The organism is Limimaricola cinnabarinus (assembly GCF_002723615.1).
GTDB lineage: Bacteria > Pseudomonadota > Alphaproteobacteria > Rhodobacterales > Rhodobacteraceae > Limimaricola > Limimaricola cinnabarinus_B.
In genome coordinates, this window is sequence record NZ_KZ304959.1 from 1 (window position 1) to 19,539 (window position 19,539).

Annotated in this window: 22 protein-coding genes; 19 read left to right on the forward strand and 3 right to left on the reverse strand. The window is 65.5% G+C overall.

Annotation, left to right across the window (positions count from 1 at the left end):
* From CJ301_RS10190 to CJ301_RS10255, 13 genes are all read left to right on the forward strand, one after another.
* Positions 1-207 (forward strand): helix-turn-helix transcriptional regulator (locus CJ301_RS10190; RefSeq protein ID WP_367869645.1); only part of this gene is annotated, 207 nt, incomplete at its 5' end.
* 106 nt (positions 208-313) lie between these two features.
* Positions 314-679, forward strand: coding sequence for a hypothetical protein (locus CJ301_RS10195; protein WP_099276986.1), 366 nt, complete (start codon positions 314-316; stop codon positions 677-679).
* Between the two features lie 94 nt (positions 680-773).
* Complete coding sequence (locus tag CJ301_RS10200; RefSeq protein WP_099276988.1) at positions 774-1,646, forward strand: hypothetical protein; 873 nt, start codon at positions 774-776, stop codon at positions 1,644-1,646.
* A complete protein-coding gene (locus CJ301_RS10205) occupies positions 1,643-2,749 on the forward strand; it encodes a bifunctional DNA primase/polymerase (protein ID WP_099276990.1) in 1,107 nt (368 codons plus the stop codon). The genes CJ301_RS10200 and CJ301_RS10205 overlap by 4 nt, the downstream gene beginning before the upstream one ends.
* Positions 2,749-3,234, forward strand: a complete 486-nt coding sequence (locus CJ301_RS10210; protein ID WP_254050124.1) for a hypothetical protein — start codon at positions 2,749-2,751, stop codon at positions 3,232-3,234. Before CJ301_RS10205 ends, CJ301_RS10210 begins: the two co-directional genes overlap by 1 nt.
* Positions 3,231-3,533 carry a hypothetical protein gene (locus CJ301_RS10215; RefSeq protein WP_162620494.1) on the forward strand — a complete coding sequence of 101 codons (303 nt, stop codon included), beginning with the start codon at positions 3,231-3,233 and terminating at the stop codon, positions 3,531-3,533. Before CJ301_RS10210 ends, CJ301_RS10215 begins: the two co-directional genes overlap by 4 nt.
* Positions 3,530-3,802 carry a hypothetical protein gene (locus CJ301_RS10220; protein WP_162620495.1) on the forward strand — a complete coding sequence of 91 codons (273 nt, stop codon included), beginning with the start codon at positions 3,530-3,532 and terminating at the stop codon, positions 3,800-3,802. The genes CJ301_RS10215 and CJ301_RS10220 overlap by 4 nt, the downstream gene beginning before the upstream one ends.
* A gap of 73 nt (positions 3,803-3,875) precedes the next feature.
* Positions 3,876-6,017, forward strand: a complete 2,142-nt coding sequence (locus CJ301_RS10225) for a hypothetical protein (RefSeq protein WP_099276996.1) — start codon at positions 3,876-3,878, stop codon at positions 6,015-6,017.
* A 179-nt stretch (positions 6,018-6,196) separates the two neighbouring features.
* The gene (locus CJ301_RS10230; RefSeq protein WP_216823283.1) at positions 6,197-6,652 is read left to right on the forward strand and encodes a hypothetical protein; all 456 of its coding nucleotides are present in this window, start codon (positions 6,197-6,199) and stop codon (positions 6,650-6,652) included.
* Between the two features lie 736 nt (positions 6,653-7,388).
* Complete coding sequence (locus CJ301_RS10240) at positions 7,389-7,769, forward strand: hypothetical protein (RefSeq protein WP_099277002.1); 381 nt, start codon at positions 7,389-7,391, stop codon at positions 7,767-7,769.
* A gap of 35 nt (positions 7,770-7,804) precedes the next feature.
* Positions 7,805-8,449 carry a hypothetical protein gene (locus CJ301_RS10245; RefSeq protein ID WP_099277004.1) on the forward strand — a complete coding sequence of 215 codons (645 nt, stop codon included), beginning with the start codon at positions 7,805-7,807 and terminating at the stop codon, positions 8,447-8,449.
* 196 nt (positions 8,450-8,645) lie between these two features.
* Positions 8,646-9,137: a hypothetical protein gene (locus CJ301_RS10250; RefSeq protein WP_099277006.1), complete on the forward strand. Its 492-nt coding sequence runs from the start codon at positions 8,646-8,648 to the stop codon at positions 9,135-9,137.
* Positions 9,138-9,206: 69 nt separating this feature from the next.
* Complete coding sequence (locus tag CJ301_RS10255; protein ID WP_099277008.1) at positions 9,207-10,001, forward strand: DUF3800 domain-containing protein; 795 nt, start codon at positions 9,207-9,209, stop codon at positions 9,999-10,001.
* Between the two features lie 405 nt (positions 10,002-10,406).
* Here the strand turns inward: CJ301_RS10255 and CJ301_RS10260 are convergent, their stop codons facing one another.
* On the reverse strand, positions 10,407-10,625 hold the full coding sequence (locus CJ301_RS10260) for a hypothetical protein (RefSeq protein ID WP_099277010.1): 219 nt from the start codon (positions 10,623-10,625) through the stop codon (positions 10,407-10,409).
* Positions 10,626-10,845: 220 nt separating this feature from the next.
* On the opposite strand from CJ301_RS10260, the gene CJ301_RS10265 reads away from it, so the two are divergent.
* On the forward strand, positions 10,846-11,754 hold the full coding sequence (locus CJ301_RS10265; protein WP_099277012.1) for a DUF2189 domain-containing protein: 909 nt from the start codon (positions 10,846-10,848) through the stop codon (positions 11,752-11,754).
* Between the two features lie 28 nt (positions 11,755-11,782).
* Here CJ301_RS10265 and CJ301_RS10270 read toward each other — a convergent pair whose 3' ends face one another.
* Entirely contained in the window at positions 11,783-13,423 is a 1,641-nt protein-coding gene (locus tag CJ301_RS10270) for an alpha-glucosidase (protein WP_099277014.1), read from the reverse strand.
* 181 nt (positions 13,424-13,604) lie between these two features.
* Between CJ301_RS10270 and CJ301_RS10275 the strand changes: the two genes are divergently transcribed.
* From CJ301_RS10275 to rpsD, 3 genes are all read left to right on the forward strand, one after another.
* On the forward strand, positions 13,605-14,759 hold the full coding sequence (locus CJ301_RS10275; RefSeq protein ID WP_099277016.1) for a CaiB/BaiF CoA transferase family protein: 1,155 nt from the start codon (positions 13,605-13,607) through the stop codon (positions 14,757-14,759).
* Between the two features lie 64 nt (positions 14,760-14,823).
* A complete protein-coding gene (locus CJ301_RS10280) occupies positions 14,824-15,711 on the forward strand; it encodes a lipid A-modifier LpxR family protein (protein ID WP_162620497.1) in 888 nt (295 codons plus the stop codon).
* Between the two features lie 192 nt (positions 15,712-15,903).
* Entirely contained in the window at positions 15,904-16,524 is a 621-nt protein-coding gene (gene rpsD / locus CJ301_RS10285; RefSeq protein ID WP_099277020.1) for a 30S ribosomal protein S4, read from the forward strand.
* A 66-nt stretch (positions 16,525-16,590) separates the two neighbouring features.
* On the opposite strand, the gene CJ301_RS10290 is transcribed toward rpsD, so the two are convergent.
* A complete protein-coding gene (locus CJ301_RS10290; RefSeq protein WP_099277022.1) occupies positions 16,591-17,403 on the reverse strand; it encodes a hypothetical protein in 813 nt (270 codons plus the stop codon).
* 118 nt (positions 17,404-17,521) lie between these two features.
* On the opposite strand from CJ301_RS10290, the gene hisC reads away from it, so the two are divergent.
* Positions 17,522-18,601: a histidinol-phosphate transaminase gene (hisC, locus tag CJ301_RS10295; protein WP_099277024.1), complete on the forward strand. Its 1,080-nt coding sequence runs from the start codon at positions 17,522-17,524 to the stop codon at positions 18,599-18,601.
* On the forward strand, positions 18,598-19,533 hold the full coding sequence (locus tag CJ301_RS10300) for a prephenate/arogenate dehydrogenase family protein (protein ID WP_099277025.1): 936 nt from the start codon (positions 18,598-18,600) through the stop codon (positions 19,531-19,533). The genes hisC and CJ301_RS10300 overlap by 4 nt, the downstream gene beginning before the upstream one ends.
* Positions 19,534-19,539: the final 6 nt, after the last annotated feature.

Sequence of the window (19,539 nt, forward strand, 5' to 3'; positions counted from 1 at the left end):
TCTATGGACTTCAACGACTTCACCCACCGCCTTATCAACGTCCGGGATGGCGCAGAGTATCTCGGATGCAGCGTTCCGACGTTCTGGCGTCGTGTAGCCGACGGAACAATCCCCCCTGCCATCAAGATTGGCGGCATGTCGCGCTGGCGGCTGTCGGATATCGAAGCTGTCATCGCCAAGGCCGATGCACAGCGCCACGCTGCCTAAAGAAAACCCCACCTCAATCCATCAGGATCGGGCGGGGCATATCTTTCGGCTCACACTGAATAGATAGCACGACCGATCCGCTCCTTCAATACTGAGAGGATCGATAATGACCCAAGAGCAAAAGCGTCCTTCGCCCAATACCTGCTGGATCATGTCCAGCCGCGACCTTCCCCGCAAGCGCCACGACGGCTGGTTCCGCGTGACGAAGGCCGATGGCAGCGAAAGCGTCATCGTGCTGCGCAAGCGCAAGCGCCAGATGCTCGAAGCCTTGATGCGCTCGCACGTCTACTGCGCGAGCCCGGTGCGGCTCTCCGACGTCGTGAACCTGCTACGCCACAACTACGGCATCGACATCGAGACGGTCTACTTCGAGGAAGACCATGGCGACGACGTGACCCGCTATGGCGTCTATGTGCTGGCCGACAAGGTCGAGTACATCGAGCGCCGTGCTGCCCTGGAGGTGGCCGCGTGATGGCCGTCCAGGTTGCCCGCCTCCGTCGCCTTCATGGCCTCACCGAAGCCGCTGCCCGCGCCGTCGCAGTCCTTGCCTACGGGGAGGGCCGCGAATGACGCCCACTTATCAGGCTGGCCCGATAAAGCGTCACCGGGCCACTCAAGCCGAGATGGAGGAACGTGCGTCGTTCCTCCTCCGGTTCGCTCGCCTCAACGCGCCGGTGACGGTGCGCCAACTCTTCTACGCCGCGACTGTGGCCGGGCTCATCGAGAAGTCCGAGAGCGGCTATGCGAAGGTGCAGGCCCAGGTTCTCAAGCTGCGCCGCGACGGGCGGATGCCCTATGCCTGCATAGCCGATGCCACGCGCTACATGCGCAAGGCGCAGTCCTATGACGGCTGGGAACAGGCCCTCCAAGACACGGCGCTGGTCTACCGCAAGAACCTCTGGGCGGAGACTGCCCTCGAAGTCGAAATCTGGCTGGAGAAGTCGGCGCTCGCTGGTGTTCTGATGCCGGTCACGCGGGAATACGATGTCCCCTTGATGCCGACCGGCGGCTACACCTCCGAAACCTTCGCGCATTCGGCAGTTGCGAATCTGGCTGGGGCCGGGAAGACGCTGGTCGTCTACTCGCTCTATGATTTCGACCGATCCGGGCAGGACGCCGCCGCCTCACTGCAAGAGAAGGTCGAGCGCTTCGGCAGGGAGTACGGCGTTCCGGTCATCTTCGAGCGGCTGGGGCTGTCGGAGCGGCAGGTGATCGACATGGATCTGCCGACACGTCCTGCAAAGCGGGGCACCACGGCTGACCGGCGGTGGCCGCACGCCTTTGCCGCCGAGCTGGACGCCATTCCTCCCGAGCTGCTGCGGGACATCGTGCGGGAGGCCATCGAGCGTCACCTGCCTTACGACCAACTCGCTCACCTCAAGCAGGTTGAAGCCGTCGAGCGCGAAACCCTGATGCAGTTTATCGGGAGGGCGGCATGACGGCGCTGGGCTCAATCCTCTCGAAGGGGGTGCCGTCCCAGCAGATGGCGCAGCTACATGGGCGGGGCTTCAGCCTCCTGCCGCTGGGCAAGGGCGCTGACAGCAAGTCGCCGCTCCTGGGCTTCAGCAGCGCCCAGCGCATCCCGCTCGCTCGGGTGCTGGCCCCCATGCACCGCATCGGCTCCAGCTGCTACGGCGTCCGCCTAGGCGGTCTGGCGGTGATCGACTGCGATGCCGACGATCCGGCTTTGGTCGCTGACATGGAGGCGCGCTTCGGCGCGTCTCCGGTTCACGTCAAAACTCCGCGTGGCCGTCATCTCTACTACCGGGCCGATGGGGGCACGTTCCCGAACCTGCGCGGCGAGGGGCTGCCCGTCGACATCAAGCGCGGTCCCAGCAGCTATGTCATGGGGCCGGGATCGGTTCGCCCCGACGGCGGCGAGTACGTTCCAGCCAAGGGCGCGCTGGGCGTGGATGCACTGCCCGAGATTCGACTCGCATCGGCAGGGCCGACTGCCTCCCGCCCCTCGGGGCGCATCGAGACCGGCAGCCGCAATTACGCGCTTACCGTCGCCGCCGTGCAGATGGTCGAGACGGTGGACGATGCCGACGAGCTGTTCGGCAATCTCCAGTTCATCCGCGATGACGAATGCGAAGATCCAGCCACAGTGCCGGATGGCGAACTGCGCAAGATTGCCGACTGGGCATGGTCGAAGCGACTGGAGGGCAAGGTGTACCGAGGCCGTGACAGCGAGTTCCGCCTTCACAGGACTGCGCTCGATGCGCTGAAGGGCCTGCCGAACACATCCGATGCCATCGCGCTCTTCGTGATGCTCCAAGACCTGCATGGCCATGCACCTGCCAGAGCATTTCCGCTGGATCATGCCGCCATGGCTGCCGCTGGCCATACCGACCTGACGCGCCGCCGTTTCCTGTCCGCTCGGAGATCACTGCAAGACGCGGGCCTGCTCACTGTCGCTGCCTGCCACGTCGCGGGAAAGCAGCCACGCACCTATCGGCTGAACCGCCTTCGAGCGACCGCCGCAAACGTCACCATGCTTCACGGCAGTCAATCCCCGGAGAAGAAGGGGGGAGGGGTTTAATGCTTACTTATGTCGACCACTATTGGTCCAAAGGGCCACTGCGCGCGCCAGCAGACCGAAACAGCGGCGCAAAATCGGGCGCTCGCAATCCTGATGGCACCTTTGCACCGGGCAACCCCGGCAAGCCCCGGGGCAGCCGCCACAGAGCCACACAGGCCACGCTGGCACTGCTGGATGGCGAGGCCGAGGCCCTGACCCGCAAAGCCGTGGAGATGGCCTTGGCGGGCGACAGCGCGGCTCTGCGGGTGTGCCTGGAGCGGATTGCCCCGCCTCGGAAGGATGCACCCGTCGAGTTCGCCCTTCCCGTCATGGCCTCGGCGCAGGACGCCACCACGGCCGCCGCTGCGATCCTCACCGCCGTTGCCAATGCCGAACTGACGCCCGCCGAGGGCAGCCATGTCATGGCGCTGGTCGATGCCTACCGGCGCACCTTGGAGGCCACCGAACTGGAAACCCGCATCATCGCACTGGAGCAGCGCAAATGAGCCCCCGATTGAAAGCCCGTGTCTCCGCACTGGAGACGGGAACAGAAGAAACGGTTGTCATCGCCACGGTGCCCATCGCCTGGACGGAAGCCGAGCGCCATGAGGCTGTCACGGCTCACGCGCATCGCAATGGCATCACCTCGCCGTTCGGCATCATGTGCTTCGGCGACAAGGCCGCGACCGATGTCGCCATCGGCTACGTCGGCACCATCAGAGACCTGATGGATTACGTCGCCGTGCATGGCCGCCGTCTCGGAGACCGTCGCCACACTCCCAGCATGGAAGGTTCGGACCAATGAGCATGAAAAAGCGTGTCGCTCAGCTTGAGCAAGCTGCCGGTCAGGTCAGCGATGAAATCACGATGATCTACTACGTGCAGATGAGCAACCAATGCGGCCAGTGGGTCGAGACGCCCCATAGCGCAATGATCCTGCCCAGCGCCGAGCATGAAGGCGTGACGCTTCGCTGGCCAGGCAACCAGCGCCCCGCAGTCTTCGATGCCCGCGTGAGCGACATGCATCAGCGCATCCACGGGTGTCGCCCGGAACTGGAAGGCTGGTCGAAATGACCGGATTCAGCCGGGGCGGCTACCGCCAAGCAACCACCACAGACATTGAACGCCTGACGAAGGAGGGCAACTGATGGCCACACTAGAAGAAGCCAAGGCCGAACTGGCTCGGCGCAACGCCCTGAAGGCTGCCCAAGCGGGCACCGCCCTCCAAGGGGAAGCGCGTCCGTCGCGGCCCGGCATCATCGAGGTCGAAATCGCTGGCGGGCGGATCTTCGAATTCCCAGAGGGCACGGACAAAGCTACGATGTCGGCAGCGATCCAAAAGCGGCTTGCCCTTGAAGAGGAAGCGCGAGCCGTTATTGCCCGGAACATGACGCCAGAAGAAGCCCGCGTCCGCGCTGCTGCCCGTCGCCGCAGGCTGGAACTTGAGGCTCAAGCGCAGGGGGCTCCCAAGGAGCCGGAAAGCAGCCAGCTAGGCGCGGCTGTCTCATCGCTGGGCAACGGCCTGTCCTTCGGCTTCATGGACAACCTCGCGGGCGCGCTAGCTGTCCCGTTGGGCGGCTCGACGGACGAAGAGGGCAACGTGTCCATGTTCGACTATTCGACCCCCATGGCCGAACGCTATGGCTCCACGGTTGACCGCATCCGCGCCCAGCGCGACGAATACCGTGAAGACCACCCGTGGACGACCATCGGCGGCGACATCGTAGGCGGTACCGCGACATCAGCGGCGGCACTGCCTGTCAGAGTGGGCGGTGGTCTGATGTCAGCCATTGCCAACATGGGGAAGGTCGGCGCTGCGGAAGGGGCGGTCGTCGGCGTGGGCAACGCGGATGGCCGGGACGTGCTCTCAGAGGGACTGTGGGGCGCGCTGATGGGTGGCGCGCTGGGCGGGGCGGCTCCTGTCGCCGCCAAGGGCCTCAACGCTGCTGGGCGCGCAGTCGTGGACCCCGTCGCAGGGATGACCAACGGCTTGCTGGGCCGGGCCAGTGCCGCACGGGCTGCACGCCCCGTGGCACGTGCCGTAGAGCGGTCGGGTATGTCCGTTGACGACATCGAGCGCAGCCTCGCGGATGCGGCCCGTGACGGTCAGTCTGACTTCGTTCTTGCTGACGCGCTGGGCCACTCTGGGCAGCGCGCGTTGGCCGGTGTCGCGCGGCAGCCGGGGCAGGGCCGCACCGAGGTCGCCAACCTCTTGGAAGCCCGCCAGCGCGCGCAGGGCGACCGTATGGGGGAGTTCGTCAACGACGCTCTCGGCGTTCCTGACACGGCAGCACAGCGCCGCGCGTCGATGGAAGCCAGCAGGTCCCGTCGTGGCAATATCGCCTATGAGCAAGCCCGGCAGTCGGCAAGGCCGGTGAACCTGAATGGCGCACTGGCGACCATCGACAAGACGCTGCGGCGTGACCCGATCCTTGGGGACAGCGCCCTGAGCCAAGGCCCGCTCGGCAACCGCCTCAAGGCCCTGCGTGATCGCATGGAGAAGGGCGGCGAGCAGCTTATCGACTTCAATACGGTCATGGACATTCGCACCGACCTGCGCCGCCAAATGGAGCGCAACGGCGACGTGGCCTCGGACCTGCGCCCGCTCTACGACCAACTGACCGCCGCGCTTGAGGCGTCCAGTGGGCGCTTTGCCAGCGCGAACGCAGCCTATCGCCGCTCGTCGTCGGCCATTGATGCCATCGACACCGGCAGGGCTGCGGGGCAGTCCCGCACCCGCGTGGCTGACGTGGTGCCTCAGTATCAGAACGCTCCGGCCCCTGAGCAAGCGGCGCAGCGGTCTGGGTACGGCAGCTTCATGCTGGAGGGCATCGAGAACGCCAGACCTAACATCAACAAGGCTGACCCGTTCACTACACCCCGCCACAGGGGCCTGATGGAGGCCATGGCAGCCGATCCAGCGCAATGGAATCGCAGGCTGGCGCGGGAAACCGACATGTTCGAAACCCGCCGGGCCGCGCTGGGCGGAAGCCAGACGGCAGACAACATCGCGGATGGCATCGACATGGACAACGCGGGCATCTTCGCAGCCTTGGCGCAGAACCGGCTTGGCGAGGCTATTGCACAGGTCGCCCGGAAGGGTGCGGCTGCGGCGAGTGGCATGAACGAGGAAACCCGCACGCTCATAGCCCGTACCTTGATGTCGCGCGATGCCCAAGGCGCGCTGGCACCGCTGCTGGCCGAGGTGCGGAAGGACGCCCAGGCAGCTCGGAACATCGAAGCCTTCCTGCGGCACGCGGGCTATGCAACGGCTGACCAATCCAAGTAAAGTTAAAGCTGTATGGCCGGAGAGTGCTGCGTTAGCCCCATTCTCCGGCCACTACGTTGCAGTGTCCAATGCTGGAAGGTGTTGCCTTGTATATTACGCGATTAAGCCTCTTGATTTCTGTAATGGTGGCTTCGGCGCACCCGACCCCAGCGGCCCCTGATAGGTTCTCAAATCTTCTGATGGACAGTTCCCTGTCCATGATGGATTGGGGTATATTCAGGTTGGAGCAGAGGCTCTCGAACAATACGAGCATCAAGGCGCCCACGGGCGTTCATTACAATTGGGATGATGACGAAATCATCATCCGCGCATTTTCTTACGATCCCGACGAGGAAGAAGCTGAAGCGAAAGGCAAGTGCGCTGAATGGTTCAAGGAGGTGAGGCTGGATGCGGGTGTTTCCGAGGAAACAGGCATGTTGCGCTTCGGGAGCTACAGCGTCTTTGCAGGTTTGTTCGGTAACATGAGTTTTGAACGGCCGCGTGGTGATCTAACTGAACCCGAGTTGCTTTCGGAAATCGACAAGAAGATAAAGCTGGAGCACACGCGCGGAGTAGCCTCGGACGAAGCATCTATGGGGCTGCTAACCTGCCGGGGAGACCTCATAGACAACGGCTTATCAACTGAGATAAAATAATTTGCGTTGCCTATTTGGCAGTTTAATAGTTGCCGGTCATTTAGATCCCCTCTTGGGAAAGGCTTTGGTGAGCGCATCAGCAATGCTTGCTAGCGCAAGGATCAGTAGGAATGCGAGGGCTGGGCTAAGTAGCCAGGAGAAAGCTGTTCCGACGAATGGGGTACCGTCCCACTCAAAGAATTGAGCAATGTCTGGACTGTCTAACGCTTGATTAACCGCCCAGTCGCCCGGCCAAGTCCACAACCAGCCAATCCCCCCGGTGACATCGCTGATAGTGAACTGTGCTGGTTCGCAGTTGAAGTCACTCCCAGCGGGCCACCTGACGCGCTCCAGATGATCCCCTGCATGGACCGCTCTGGCGGTGACGCATTCATGCCATTTCATCAGGAGTCCTCCTGGGGTTTGAGTTTGGTAGCGATCCCCGGCCCGGCAGAAACAGCGCCTTCTTCAAGAAACTGCACGCCTTCGGCCTCTAGGGCACGTCGGATGGCCTCGGCGCTGCTGTGCTGTAGCCCCCCCTTCTCGGTCTCGAATCGAGTGACAGTGGCAGGCGTGACATTCGCCAACTGCGCCAGCTCCCGTACTCCGAGTCTTAATGCGGCGCGGGCCATCCGTACTTGTGCTGGCGTCATATTGATTCCCTGATATAAAATCTTTTGTCACTGTGTTGACTGCGGCAGCGCCGTGCACTAGGTATGTATCACGTTGACATAATTTCTCAACACTGGAGTCGCAGATGGCCGACACCTGCTCCACCGTTATGCGGCGCGCTTGGGCCAAGATGCACCAGCACATGCAGCACAACCGTTTCACCCGGTTCCTGATGGCTCGGTTCCTTCGTGATGCATGGGCCGAAGTGAAGGCCGCCGCGCGCAACATCGTGCAGCCGTCGGAGCTGTCGCCCATCGAGCACGCCATCGCCACACTGGAGGGGCAGGACCGGCTGTCCCCGAAGGACTGGGAGGATCTGGCGGCCCTTCGGAGGGAACGCGCTCAGCAAGCTATCCAGCTGCCTCAGCCCGCAATTCCGTCTGAGAACGAATGGCTGGCGCTCTGGGGGCTGATGTTCCTGTCGCGCCGTCATGCCGCTGCAAACCAATCCGTTCACCCATTCTGAGCCCGGAGACGGGCCGCCAATAGCAGGAGACCACAATGAGCCAGTTCACCCATGCCATGACGAAGCTTCAGGAAGCCCGCAGCACCCGGGACGCCGCCCTGAGCGCCCTGACGGTGCTGGAGAATACCATGGGCGTAGGCAGTGCCGAAGCTACGAAGTACGACGACGAAACACTCGGGCCACTGCAGGAGAAGGTGACGGCCGCCGAGGCGAGGCTTCGAGACACCGAGCCGAAGACGCAACGCGAGTACCTGTCGAAGGTGCAGGCCCTGCTGGAGGAGGGAATGCTGTCGGAGACTGTGGTGGCGCTGCGCGCTGATGCCGAGCGGCTGGCGGCAACGGGCGAAGATCCTGTCGTCGCACTCTGCCAGCGCTGGAAATCGATGCGGACGGCTGTGGCCGGAATGCTTGATGAGGAAGTCGGAGGGCACTTCGACGCGCCCGAACTCGAAGAAGCGGAAGAGGCCCAGCGCCGTATCGAGTGGCAGCTTCAGCGGATGGTGCCGACCAGCGCCGAAGGGTTGGCCGCCATGATGGATGTCTACTGGAACCTGGAGGGGCCTGTAGGGATGCCCGGAACGGAAGGCTGGGAGATGGAGATGCAAAACCCGCAATATCTGTTCCTGCGCCGTCTGCGTCATGGGGCGTTCATCGTGGCTGGTCAGGCGGGCACGCCCTGACAGCTGGCAGGGGGCAAATGACAGGCCCCTCCACTCGCTGCCTTCGGCTCGTCCTCGCCCTCTCCCCATTACTCCATGGAAAAGAAACACGCTTCCCGGAGTAGGAAAGAGATTAGCAGACGGGGCGGGCCTTCGCAGACGTGTTTCCAAATCGCGAGCCTGTGTTTCCCGCTCGCCCTGGTATCGGATACGAGTGATGAACTGTTACACCGCCAATCGGTCATGGTCTGACCGCTACCTTCCCGAGATCCGGCGCATCGTCGGCGCGCAGCTATTGGACGTCGCCGCCGATGCGTTCGACTGGCAGCAGGCCACCGACCTGATGATGTTGGATGCCCGCGACGTGCGGGTTGCGGCAAGGGTGAGGCGGCCAGGCTACGGCTCCCGCTACCCCTACGAGTTCACCATCCGCTCGCGTGTCGCCTCGGGCGCGGAGACAGAACTAGCCAAGATAGTGAACGGCAACGGCGACTGGATGTTCTATGGCCATGCGAAGGAGGACGGCAGAGGGCTGGCGGCATGGTGGCTGCTGGACCTGAAGGCATTCCGCGCGGCCCTTATCCGGCAGGCTGCCAACGGCTACCGCCTCCGGTCAGGCGACCAGCGCAACGCTGATGGGACATGCTTCAAGTGGTTTGACATTAGGTCGTTCCCCAAGGACCCGCCGTTAGTTGTTGCACACGGGTAAGGACCTGTTCGCCTTGCAATTTGACGAGGTTCTGGGTCATCTGCCGGTGTCAAGAAGGTGCAGAGCGGCATGTTAACATTCTACATGGATGAAACCGGCAATCGTAGGCCGGACAAGAAACCAGACGCGAGCCGAGAAGGCAGGGACTGGTTCGGGTTTGGGGGCTTCCTTATCCATTCTGATGATGAACCAGCCGCGAAGCAGGCTCACAAAGATTTCTGCGATGAATGGGGCGTCGGAACACCTTTTCATATCACAGATATGCTAGGGCAGTATAAGGGTTTCCATTGGCTCAATAGGAAAAAGCAGGCTTGGGTTGATGGATTTTGGGCAGACTACGCGTTGCTGCTCTGCGAGATCAAAGCGATTGGGTTGGCTTGTGTCGTAGACCGGCCCGGATACGTCGCTAGAGGGTATCTAGAGGAGCATGGCGAAGACAGCTGGCTGCTTTGCCGGACTGCTTTCGACATATCAGTCGAAAGGGCGGTTAAGTATGCTAAAATGAAGGGGGAAAAGCTCCGCATCGTCTTCGAGAGTGATCCGCCGTTTAACCCTATTGTAAAGGGCTACTTCCGGGACCTGAAATCGAACGGGCTTGCTTTCGACAAAGATAGGTCCAGCAAATATCAGCCGCTTGAGAAGGAGGTATTTCAGGAAATCCTGTCTACAATTGAGTATAAAGATAAGTCATCGAAGCTTTTGCAGTTCGCGGACAGTTATATCTATTCTATCGCCCGTCAGAAGTACGACAATAGATTTGGCCTCTACCGGCATCTCCGGGATCGAGGGTGTATCATGAATTTTGCTCTGGACGGGGATGCTGACAAAATTCGCCAGATGGGCATCAAGTATTCTTGCTTTTAAAACAAGAAAGCTAGGCCTAAGCCTAGCTTTGGTGCGGCCCCCTACAAGGTGAACCTAACAGGCAATGCCTGAGCAGGAAGGTAGGATGGGTTCATAGTCGCGTCAAGGGGAAGAATTGCATCTCTGTTGCCATGCTCAACACGCGTTGCCGTGGGCAGCTCTCCCTGACTAAGCCACAGACTGCCTCCCGAGCTGCTCCGGTAAAGTGCGGGCTTGGTGAGCAAGGTGATTCTGGATGCCGCACGCCATGCACGGAAGGTCGTTGCTGCATCGTCCAATCTGTAAGCGCGGCAGGACATGGCCGCGTAGCGCCTCGAAGGCCCGCTTAGCTGTGCCGCTGACTGACGAGCCAGAAGGCCACAGGGGGATTCAGGGGTGGATCGAGGTCGGCCTGAATAACCTAACCTAATGTTTTGCGGCAATTTTATTGAAACTGATGGTGCCCGGATAGGGAAACGACATGATCGCGCCCTCGCCGGCGAGGTTCTGCTCGACCATCGCCTGCCAGACCTTCTGCGCATAGGCCTGGTCCTCCTCGCCGCCGAACATCGGCGCATCCTGCGCCATCGCCGCGCCGGCAAGCCCCAGCACCGCCATCGTCGTGATACCAAACTTGGTCGCCATCGTTACCTCCCTGACTGCATGTGACTTCACCCTACGCGCGGCAGCGGCCATCGCGGGGTCACGTCGCCTCACGACTGCGCGACGTGTTGTAACCTTTGGACACGCGGCGGTGAGAGCCAAAGCTGAGAAATCATGCTAGCATCGGCTCATCCGGATGACCCCGCCGCGGCGCATCCGGTCCCGGCGGGGCCGTCCCTTGGCGATCAGGGAGGACGGCATCATGGCCAAGACCGACGGCCACATCGACAAGACGATCGGCAACCCGCTCAGCTGGGCGGCGCATGTGATCGACGCGGGCTCGCATCACCTGGGCAAGGGCGCGCATGAGACGGCCGGACGCGACACCGCGCCGATCGTGCTGCGCGAGATCGGCACGCGCGACCTGCGCGCGGCGCTGCGCGCGGGCTACGAGGATTTCAAGGCGTTCCGCTCGGACGTGATCTTCCTGTGCGTGGTCTATCCGCTGGCGGGGCTGATCCTGATCCGCTTTGCCATGAACGAAACGCTGCTGCCGCTGCTGGTGCCGCTGATCACCGGTTTCGCGCTTTTGGGCCCCGTCGCGGCGCTCGGGCTCTACGAGATGAGCCGCAGGCGCAAGGCGGGCGGGCATCCCAGCTGGGCCGCGGCCTTCAAGGTGGCCGAGGCGCCATCGGCGATCGCGATCCTGACGCTGGGGCTGGCCCTGCTTGCGATCTTCGTGGTCTGGATGCTTTCGGCCTGGATCATCTATGCGGTCACGCTCGGCCCCGAGCCGCCGGTTTCGATCGGCGCCTTCGTCTCCGACACGCTGACCACCGGGCCGGGCTGGGCGATGATCGTAGTGGGCACCGGGCTGGGCTTCGTGCTCGCGGTCTCGGTGCTGGCGATCGGCGTGATCTCCTTTCCGCTGCTGCTCGACCGGCATGTCGGCGTGCGCCGCGCGGTGCGCGCTTCGGTGCGGCTGTCGCGCGAGAACCCGCGCACCATCGCGATCTGGGGCGCCATCGTGGTGGCGGGGCTGGGGCTCGGCATGGCGACGCTGATGATCGGCCTGATCTTCGTGCTGCCGATCCTCGGCCACGCGACATGGCACCTCTACCGCCGCGCGGTGGAGCCGGCCGAAGAGCTGTCCGAAGACTACTCCGTCTGAAAACGGGCGCGGGCCACGCGCCCGCGCCTTATTCCCCGAGGATCGCCACCGCCTCGAAGGGGCGCAGCGTGACCTCGCCGGCGAGCGTCTCGCGCCCCGGGTAATTGGCGCTGATCGCCCGGCCCGAGATCGCCAGCCCTTCGGGCACCTTCACCGCCACCTCCTCGCCGGTGAAATTCGCCAGAACCGAGATCCGTGCCCCGTCGAGACGGCGGGCATAGGCCATGAGCTTGGGGTGATCCTCGAGATAGGGGGTATAATCCCCGTGCCGCATCACCGCGAGCTCGCGCCGGAGCCGCGCCAGCTCGCGGTAATGGGCGATGATGCCCTCCGGGTCGGCCCGGTCGGCGGCGACGTTGATCCGCTCGTGATTCGGGTTCACCTCGATCCAGGGCTCGCCGCTTGTGAAGCCCGCCTGCGGCCCGGCATCCCATTGCATCGGCGTGCGCGCATTGTCGCGGCCGTTGGAATTGGCCCCGGCGAGGAAATCGCCCGGCGTGACGCCTGCGGCGGTCTGGATGCGGTGGAAGTTCAGCGTCTCGATATCGCGGAACTGCGAGATGTCGGTGAAGGCCGCGTTGGTCATGCCGATCTCCTCGCCCTGGTAGATATAGGGCGTGCCTTTCATCATGTGCAGCGCGGTGGCGAGCATCTTGGCCGAGACGACGCGAAACCGCCCGTCATCGCCGTATTTCGACACCGCGCGCGGCAGGTCGTGATTGCTCCAGAACAGCGAGTTCCAGCCATCCTCGGAAAGCGCGAGCTGCCACTCGGCCAGAACCTTCTTGAAACCGACGAGATCGAAGGGCCGGGGCCGCCATTTGCCATGCCTCTCGTCCCAGCCCTGCACGATATGCGCGAACTGGAACACCATCGACAGCTCGCCCGCCTCCCGGCCCGAATATTTCAGCGCGCCTTCGGTGGTGGCGCTCCACGCCTCGCCCACGGTGACGACGTCGCGGCCCTTGAGGGTGGCGTCGTGCATCTCGCGGATGAAGCGGTGCAGGTCCGGCCCGTCGGCGGTGATGCCCGCATCCGGGTCCTTGCCGATCAGGTCGATCACATCCATCCGAAAGCCCGCGACGCCGCGATCCAGCCACCAGTTCATCATCTCGTAGATGGCGCGGCGCAGATCGGGGTTCTGCCAGTTCAGGTCCGGCTGCTTGCGGTCGAAGAGATGCAGGTAGTATTGCCCCGTGCGCTCGTCATAGCTCCAGGCCGGGCCGCCGAAATTCGATTGCAGGTCGTTGGGCGCGCCGCCATCGGGGCCCGGGTCGCGCCAGACATAGTAGTCGCGGTAGGGGTTGTCGCGGCTCTTGCGCGCCTCCTGAAACCAGTCGTGCTCGTCCGAGGAATGGTTCACCACGAGGTCCATGACGATGCCGATGCCGCGCGCCTTCGCCTCGGCGATGAGCCGGTCCATGTCGTCGAGCGTGCCGAATTCGGGCGCGATGTCGCGGTAATCCGAGATGTCGTAGCCATTATCGGCCATCGGGCTGCGATAGACCGGCGAGAGCCAGACGAAGCCGATCCCGAGATCGGCGAGATGATCGAGCTTCGAGATGATGCCGGGAATGTCGCCGATGCCGTCGCCATCGCTGTCGCAAAAGCTGCGCGGGTAGATCTGGTAGGCGGTGGCGCTTTGCCACCAGGGGGCGGGCTCGGTCATCGGGGTCGTCCTTGGCTGCTCGCCCTCCACCCTCGTCACCGGCAGGGCCGGGCGCAAGCCCCCGGGGCGGAGGGAAGGCACGAACGCTCCACGTGAAACCATCGCCGCGGCCCGTGTGCGCATTGCGGCCCCGCCGGGGCGCGGCTAGCGTGCCGCCCGTGGTCATCGGGGGAGGGACGTGATGGGCGAGAACGCGACGCAGGCGCCGCTGGCGGGGCTCAGGGTGGTGGAGCTGGCGCGCATCCTCGCCGGGCCATGGGCCGGGCAGGTGCTGGCCGATCTCGGGGCCGAGGTGATCAAGGTCGAGGCGCCCGAGGGCGACGACACCCGCCGCTGGGGCCCGCCCTGGATCGAGGTCGAGGGCGACCGCTCGGCCGCCTATTTCCACGCCTGCAACCGCGGCAAGAAGAGCGTCACCGCCGATTTCCGCACGCCCGCGGGGCTGGAGCTGACCCGCTCGCTGATCAAAGGCGCCGACGTGGTGATCGAGAACTTCAAGGTCGGGGGCCTGGCGAAATACGGGCTCGATTACGACAGCCTCAAGGGGGAGAACCCGGCGCTGGTCTATTGCTCGATCACCGGCTTCGGGCAGGACGGGCCTTATGCGAATCGTGCGGGCTACGACTTTCTCATCCAGGGCATGTCGGGGATCATGGATCTGACCGGCGACCCCGAGGGCCAGCCGCAGAAGATCGGCGTCGCCTTCACCGACATCTTCACCGGGCTCTATTCCGTCATCGCGATCCAGGCCGCGCTGGCCGCGCGCCAGAAGACGGGGCGCGGCCAGCATATCGACATGGCGCTGATGGACTGCGCCACCGGCGTGCTCGCCAACCAGGCGATGAACTTCCTCGCCACCGGCACCGCGCCGCGCCGGCTGGGCAACGCGCACCCGAACATCGCGCCCTATCAGGTGTTCTCGGCCTCGGATGGCGACCTGATCCTCGCGGTCGGCAATGACGGGCAGTTCGCCCGCGCCTGCGGCGTTCTGGGACTGCCCGAGCTGGCGGGCGATCCGCGCTTTGCCACCAATGGCGCGCGGGTGGCCAACCGCGCGGCGCTCACCGGGGCGCTGGGCACGGCGCTTGCCGCATGGGGCCGCGACGCGGTGCTCGCCGCCTTCGAGGCCGCGACCGTGCCCGCCGGGCCGATCAACAGGGTCGATCAGGTCTTCGACGATCCGCAGGTCATCGCGCGGGGGCTCAGGATCGAGCCCGAGGGCGTGCCCGGCCTGCGCAGCCCGATGCGGTTTTCCGACAGCCCGCTGGCGCTCGACCGCCGCGCGCCGACCCTGGGCGAGCATGACCCCGAGGACACGCCCGGCACGGCGTCCTGAGACGGGCTATGGCACCGGGCCGGGTGGCGGCGCTAGATCGGACGCATCCCGACGGAGAAACCCGATGCGTGCCCTGATTCTCGGCTTTCTGCTTTGCCTCGCCATGCCCGCCTCGGCCGAGACGCTGGGCCGGGGCCGGATCTTTTCCAATGATTACGGCGGCGATGGCAAGGATCGCTGGCGCTCCGGCGCCTTCACGCTGTCGGTGCTGCGCGGCAAGGCGTGGGACGGGGCGCCGCCCGCCGCAGGGGGGGCGGAGAACCCGTTGCTGGAGCTGCGGTTTCGCGCGGAGGTGATCACGCCGGGGCGCAGCCGCGACGGGCAGGACGATCGGCGCTATGCGGGGCTCTTGGGCTTCGGCGCCTTCGGGCACCAGTCATTCGGCCCGCTTGAGGGTGCGTTCGGCGGCGAGATCCTCGCCATCGGGCCCTCCACCGGCATGTCGGACTTTCAGGAGCGGGTCCACGAGACACTGGGCTTCAGCCCGCCGCGCGGGGTCGAACGGCAGTTCGGGGACGGGCTGCTGCTGCATGCCCAGAGCGAGCTGGCCTGGCCGCTGCGGCCCGCCGATGTCCTGACGCTGCGGCCCTTCCTGGCCGCCGAATCCGGCTCGGAGGAGATCCTGCGCGCCGGGATCGACGCGATCCTGGGCGGTATCGGGCATCACGACCTGTGGCTGCGCGATCCGGCGACGGGCCAGCCCTATCGCGGCATAGAGGCCGAGACGACCGGGCTGTCGCTGGTGGCGGGGCTCGATGCCGCGCTGCTGGGCGACAGCGTGTTCCTGCCCGACGCGGCGACGCTGGATCGCCGCCGCGCCCGGATCGGCCTGCACTGGCAGCCGGGGCCCGAGGTGCGGCTGTTCTACGGGCTGACATGGCTGTCGGAGGAGTTCGACGGCCAGCATGACAGCCAGGTGCTGGGCGCGCTGAAGCTCGAATTCGGCTACTAGGGCGGGGCGGTTGACTCCGGCTCGCCGGGCTGTATAAGCCGCCCGTCCCGGGGCCTCGTGCGCCGGGTCTTTCATTGGTGTTGGCGGACCCCGCGAGGGGATCCCTGTCGGGAGGCGGCTGCAAGGCCGTCCCAGAGGACAACGCCCTTCGACACATGGCCCCCGACAGGGCCGACAGAAGGAGATCAGAGAGTGACCAAACGCACCTCTGCCAAGTACAAGATCGACCGCCGCATGGGCGAGAACATCTGGGGCCGTCCGAAGTCCCCGGTGAACCGCCGCGAATACGGCCCCGGCCAGCACGGCCAGCGCCGCAAGCAGAAGCTGTCGGATTTCGGCATCCAGCTGCGCGCCAAGCAGAAGCTCAAGGGCTACTATGGCGACCTGACCGAGAAGCAGTTCCGCCGCATCTTCGGTGAGGCCGAGCGCGTCAAGGGCGACACCGGCGAGAACCTGATCGGTCTGCTGGAGCGCCGTCTCGACGCCGTCGTCTACCGCGCCAAGTTCGTGCCGACCGTCTTCGCCGCCCGCCAGTTCGTGAACCACGGCCACGTGACCGTGAACGGCAAGCGCGTGAACATCCCCTCCTACCGCGTCAAGGAAGGCGACGTCATCGCCGTCCGTGACAAGTCCAAGCAGCTCGCCGTGGTGCTGGAAGCCGTCCAGCTGCCCGAGCGCGACACCCCGGACTACCTCGAGGTGGACCACTCCAAGATGACCGCGACCTTCGTGCGCGTGCCGCAGCTGGGCGACGTGCCCTACCCGGTGATGATGGAGCCCAACCTCGTCGTCGAATTCTACGCCAAGAACTGATCCGAAAACGGATCGAGGGACATCGGGGCCGCGCGGGAGACCGCGCGGCCCTTTCTTCTTTCCGGCTCAGGCCTCGAGCCGCCCCAGCCTGCGCCGCTGCGCCCAGTCGCCCAGCGCGGCAAAGCGCGCGGCCGAGCCCTCGGGCAGGTCGAGCTGCGGCAGGTCCATGATCAGGTCCCAAAAGCGCCGCTCCGCCTCGGGGCCCTGCGCCATCGCTTCGCGCGCCATCCGCACCAGCGCCTCGGGCAGCCGCCGCTGCGGCCAGCCATGGCTGTAATAGAGCGCGAAGGGGGCCGAGTTCAGCCCCGCCACCACCTCGGCCAGCCGGTCGAAGAGCTGTGTCACGTCGCCCCCCTCGGGCAGGCTGTGCAAAAGCGCGGCAAAGCTCCGGCCCTGCTGCACCGTCTGCACGGTCGACAGGATGAAGCTCACCGCCAGCGTCAGCACCACCATGCCGTTGACGCCCGCCACCGACTCGACCGCGTTCCACAAGGTGTCGCCGGGCCGGGTGATCGCGCCGCCCAGCGTCGAGAGCAGGTGTCCGGCATGGGCGGCCGCGTCCCAGAATCCCGCCTCCGACGCCGATTGCGTCAGCACCACCGCCTCGCGCGGCGCCGAGAGAAACACGAGGGTCCAGCCCAGCGCGGTGCCCAGGATCCAGAAGGCGGCGACCATGCACATCACGATCACCCCGCTGATCCGGGCCAGCACCCGGGCCGGACGATGCCGCGTCAGCCGCCGCAGCAGCGCGAAGACCCCGCGCGCGATCCGGTCCGACAGGATCACCCGCGGCGCGGCCCCGATGGTGGCGAGCAGGAAGTCCGTCGAGATGATCGTGAGTATCGCGAGACCGGCGGCGAGATGCAGGGGCTGTTCCATGCGGCTCTACATAGCGGCGCGGTCGCGATGGGCGAGGGGGCGGCGCGCGATGCGCGCTTGCCGCTGGAAACCCCGCCCGCGCAGGGCTATGCAGGCCGCGACGACAGGAGCGCAGAGAATGAGCATCACCCCGCAGCCCGGCATCATGGACATCGCCCTCTATGTGGGCGGGCAGAGCAGGCTGGAGGGTCACGCGGATCCTCTCAAGCTGTCCTCCAACGAGAACCCCTACGGCCCCAGCCCGCGCGCCGTCGCCGCGCTGGAGCAATCGGCCGCGACGCTGCACCGCTACCCCTCGACCGACCACGCCGATCTGCGCGCCGCCATCGCCCGTGTCCACGGTCTCGACGCAGATCGCATCATCTGCGGCGTGGGCTCGGACGAGGTGCTGCAATTCATCGCCCAGTGCTATGCCGGGCCGGGTGACGAGGTGATCCACACCGAGCACGGCTTCGCCATGTATCCGATCCTCGCCCGCGCCGCGGGTGCGACGCCGGTCGAGGTGGCCGAGCGCGAACGCCGCGTCGATGTCGACGCGATCCTCGCCGCCTGCACCGCGGCCACGCGCATCATCTACCTGACCAACCCCGGCAACCCGACCGGCACGATGATCCCGAGCTCGGAGATCGAGCGGCTGGCCGGTGCGATCCCCGGCCATGTCATCCTCGTGCTCGACGGCGCCTATGTGGAGTTCGCGCAAGGCTATGACGGCGGGGCGTCGCTGGTCGAGGCGCGCGGCAACGTGGTGATGACCCGCACCTTCTCGAAGATCCACGGCCTCGGCGGGCTCAGGATCGGCTGGGGCTACGCCCCGCGCGAGATCATCGACGTGCTCAACCGCGTGCGCCAGCCCTTCAACCTGTCGAACAGCCAGCTCATGGCCGCCGAGGCCGCGATCCGCGACGAGGGCTTCACCGAGCATTGCCGGGCCGAGACCGCGCGGCTGCGGGTCTGGATGCGCGAAAAGCTCCTGGCGCTCGGCATCGCCTGCGACGAAAGCCACGCCAACTACGTGCTGGCGCGCTTCGCGGACGAGGCCGAGGCCGCCGCCTGCGACGCGGCGCTGCGCGCAGACGGCATCCTCGTGCGCCGGGTCGGCGGCTACGGCTTTCCCGAAGGGCTGCGCATCACCGTCGGCGACGAGCCGGGCTGCAGCCGCGTGATCGACGCCATCACCCGCTTCAAGGGCGCGGCATGAGCGCGCCGGTCTTCGAACGGGTCGCGCTGATCGGCCTCGGCCTGATCGCCTCGTCCATGGCGCATGCGATGCGCCGCGCCGGGCTCGCGGGCGAGATCACCGGCCATGCCCGCTCGGCCGAGACCCGCGCCGTGGCGCGCGAGATCGGCCTTGTCGACCGGGTCTGCGAGACCGCCGCCGAAGCGGCGGAGGGTGCCGATCTCGTCGTGCTCTGCGTGCCGGTGGGCGCGATGGGCGCCGTGGCCGAGGAGATCGCGCCGGTGCTGGCGCCGGGCGCCACGGTCTCGGATGTCGGCTCGGTCAAGAAGGCGGTGATCGAGGCGGTGGCCCCCCACATTCCCGAGGGCGTGCATTTCATCCCCGCCCACCCGCTGGCGGGGACCGAACATTCCGGCCCGCGCTCGGGCTTTGCCGAGCTTTTCGACAACCGCTGGTGCCTGATCGTGCCGGTCGAGAACAGCGACGCGGACGCCACGGCCCGCCTGTCGCGGCTGTGGGAAGGGATGGGCGCGCATGTCGACGTGATGGATGCCGAACACCACGACCTCGTGCTCGCGGTGACGAGCCACACGCCGCACCTCATTGCCTACACCATGGTCGGCGTCGCCGACGATCTGCGCCGTGTGACCGACAGCGAGGTCATCAAGTATTCCGCCGCCGGTTTCCGCGACTTCACCCGCATCGCGGCCTCGGACCCGACCATGTGGCGCGACGTGTTCCTGACGAACAAGGAGGCGACGCTGGAGATCCTCGGCCGCTTCACCGAGGAGCTGTTCGCCTTGCAACGCGCGATCCGCACCGGCGACGGCGATCACCTGCACGACTACTTCACCCGCACCCGCGCGATCCGGCGCGGCATCATCGAGGCGGGGCAGGACACCGCCGCCCCGGATTTCGGGCGCGGCGCCACGCGCGGCGAAGGCCGGGACTGAGCCCGC

What these genes read in the sequence shown, in the direction of transcription:
- CJ301_RS10240 (WP_099277002.1), top strand. Translation starts at nt 7,389, where the DNA reads ATGGCCGACACCTGCTCCACCGTTATGCGGCGCGCTTGGGCCAAGATG.
- CJ301_RS10290 (WP_099277022.1), bottom strand. Translation starts at nt 17,403, where the DNA reads ATGGAACAGCCCCTGCATCTCGCCGCCGGTCTCGCGATACTCACGATC.
- CJ301_RS10265 (WP_099277012.1), top strand. Translation starts at nt 10,846, where the DNA reads ATGGCCAAGACCGACGGCCACATCGACAAGACGATCGGCAACCCGCTC.
- CJ301_RS10225 (WP_099276996.1), top strand. Translation starts at nt 3,876, where the DNA reads ATGGCCACACTAGAAGAAGCCAAGGCCGAACTGGCTCGGCGCAACGCC.
- CJ301_RS10220 (WP_162620495.1), top strand. Translation starts at nt 3,530, where the DNA reads ATGAGCATGAAAAAGCGTGTCGCTCAGCTTGAGCAAGCTGCCGGTCAG.
- CJ301_RS10280 (WP_162620497.1), top strand. Translation starts at nt 14,824, where the DNA reads ATGCGTGCCCTGATTCTCGGCTTTCTGCTTTGCCTCGCCATGCCCGCC.
- CJ301_RS10195 (WP_099276986.1), top strand. Translation starts at nt 314, where the DNA reads ATGACCCAAGAGCAAAAGCGTCCTTCGCCCAATACCTGCTGGATCATG.
- CJ301_RS10255 (WP_099277008.1), top strand. Translation starts at nt 9,207, where the DNA reads ATGTTAACATTCTACATGGATGAAACCGGCAATCGTAGGCCGGACAAG.
- CJ301_RS10245 (WP_099277004.1), top strand. Translation starts at nt 7,805, where the DNA reads ATGAGCCAGTTCACCCATGCCATGACGAAGCTTCAGGAAGCCCGCAGC.
- CJ301_RS10275 (WP_099277016.1), top strand. Translation starts at nt 13,605, where the DNA reads ATGGGCGAGAACGCGACGCAGGCGCCGCTGGCGGGGCTCAGGGTGGTG.
- CJ301_RS10270 (WP_099277014.1), bottom strand. Translation starts at nt 13,423, where the DNA reads ATGACCGAGCCCGCCCCCTGGTGGCAAAGCGCCACCGCCTACCAGATC.
- CJ301_RS10215 (WP_162620494.1), top strand. Translation starts at nt 3,231, where the DNA reads ATGAGCCCCCGATTGAAAGCCCGTGTCTCCGCACTGGAGACGGGAACA.
- hisC (WP_099277024.1), top strand. Translation starts at nt 17,522, where the DNA reads ATGAGCATCACCCCGCAGCCCGGCATCATGGACATCGCCCTCTATGTG.
- CJ301_RS10200 (WP_099276988.1), top strand. Translation starts at nt 774, where the DNA reads ATGACGCCCACTTATCAGGCTGGCCCGATAAAGCGTCACCGGGCCACT.
- CJ301_RS10205 (WP_099276990.1), top strand. Translation starts at nt 1,643, where the DNA reads ATGACGGCGCTGGGCTCAATCCTCTCGAAGGGGGTGCCGTCCCAGCAG.
- CJ301_RS10210 (WP_254050124.1), top strand. Translation starts at nt 2,749, where the DNA reads ATGCTTACTTATGTCGACCACTATTGGTCCAAAGGGCCACTGCGCGCG.
- CJ301_RS10250 (WP_099277006.1), top strand. Translation starts at nt 8,646, where the DNA reads ATGAACTGTTACACCGCCAATCGGTCATGGTCTGACCGCTACCTTCCC.
- CJ301_RS10300 (WP_099277025.1), top strand. Translation starts at nt 18,598, where the DNA reads ATGAGCGCGCCGGTCTTCGAACGGGTCGCGCTGATCGGCCTCGGCCTG.
- CJ301_RS10230 (WP_216823283.1), top strand. Translation starts at nt 6,197, where the DNA reads ATGGACAGTTCCCTGTCCATGATGGATTGGGGTATATTCAGGTTGGAG.
- CJ301_RS10260 (WP_099277010.1), bottom strand. Translation starts at nt 10,625, where the DNA reads ATGGCGACCAAGTTTGGTATCACGACGATGGCGGTGCTGGGGCTTGCC.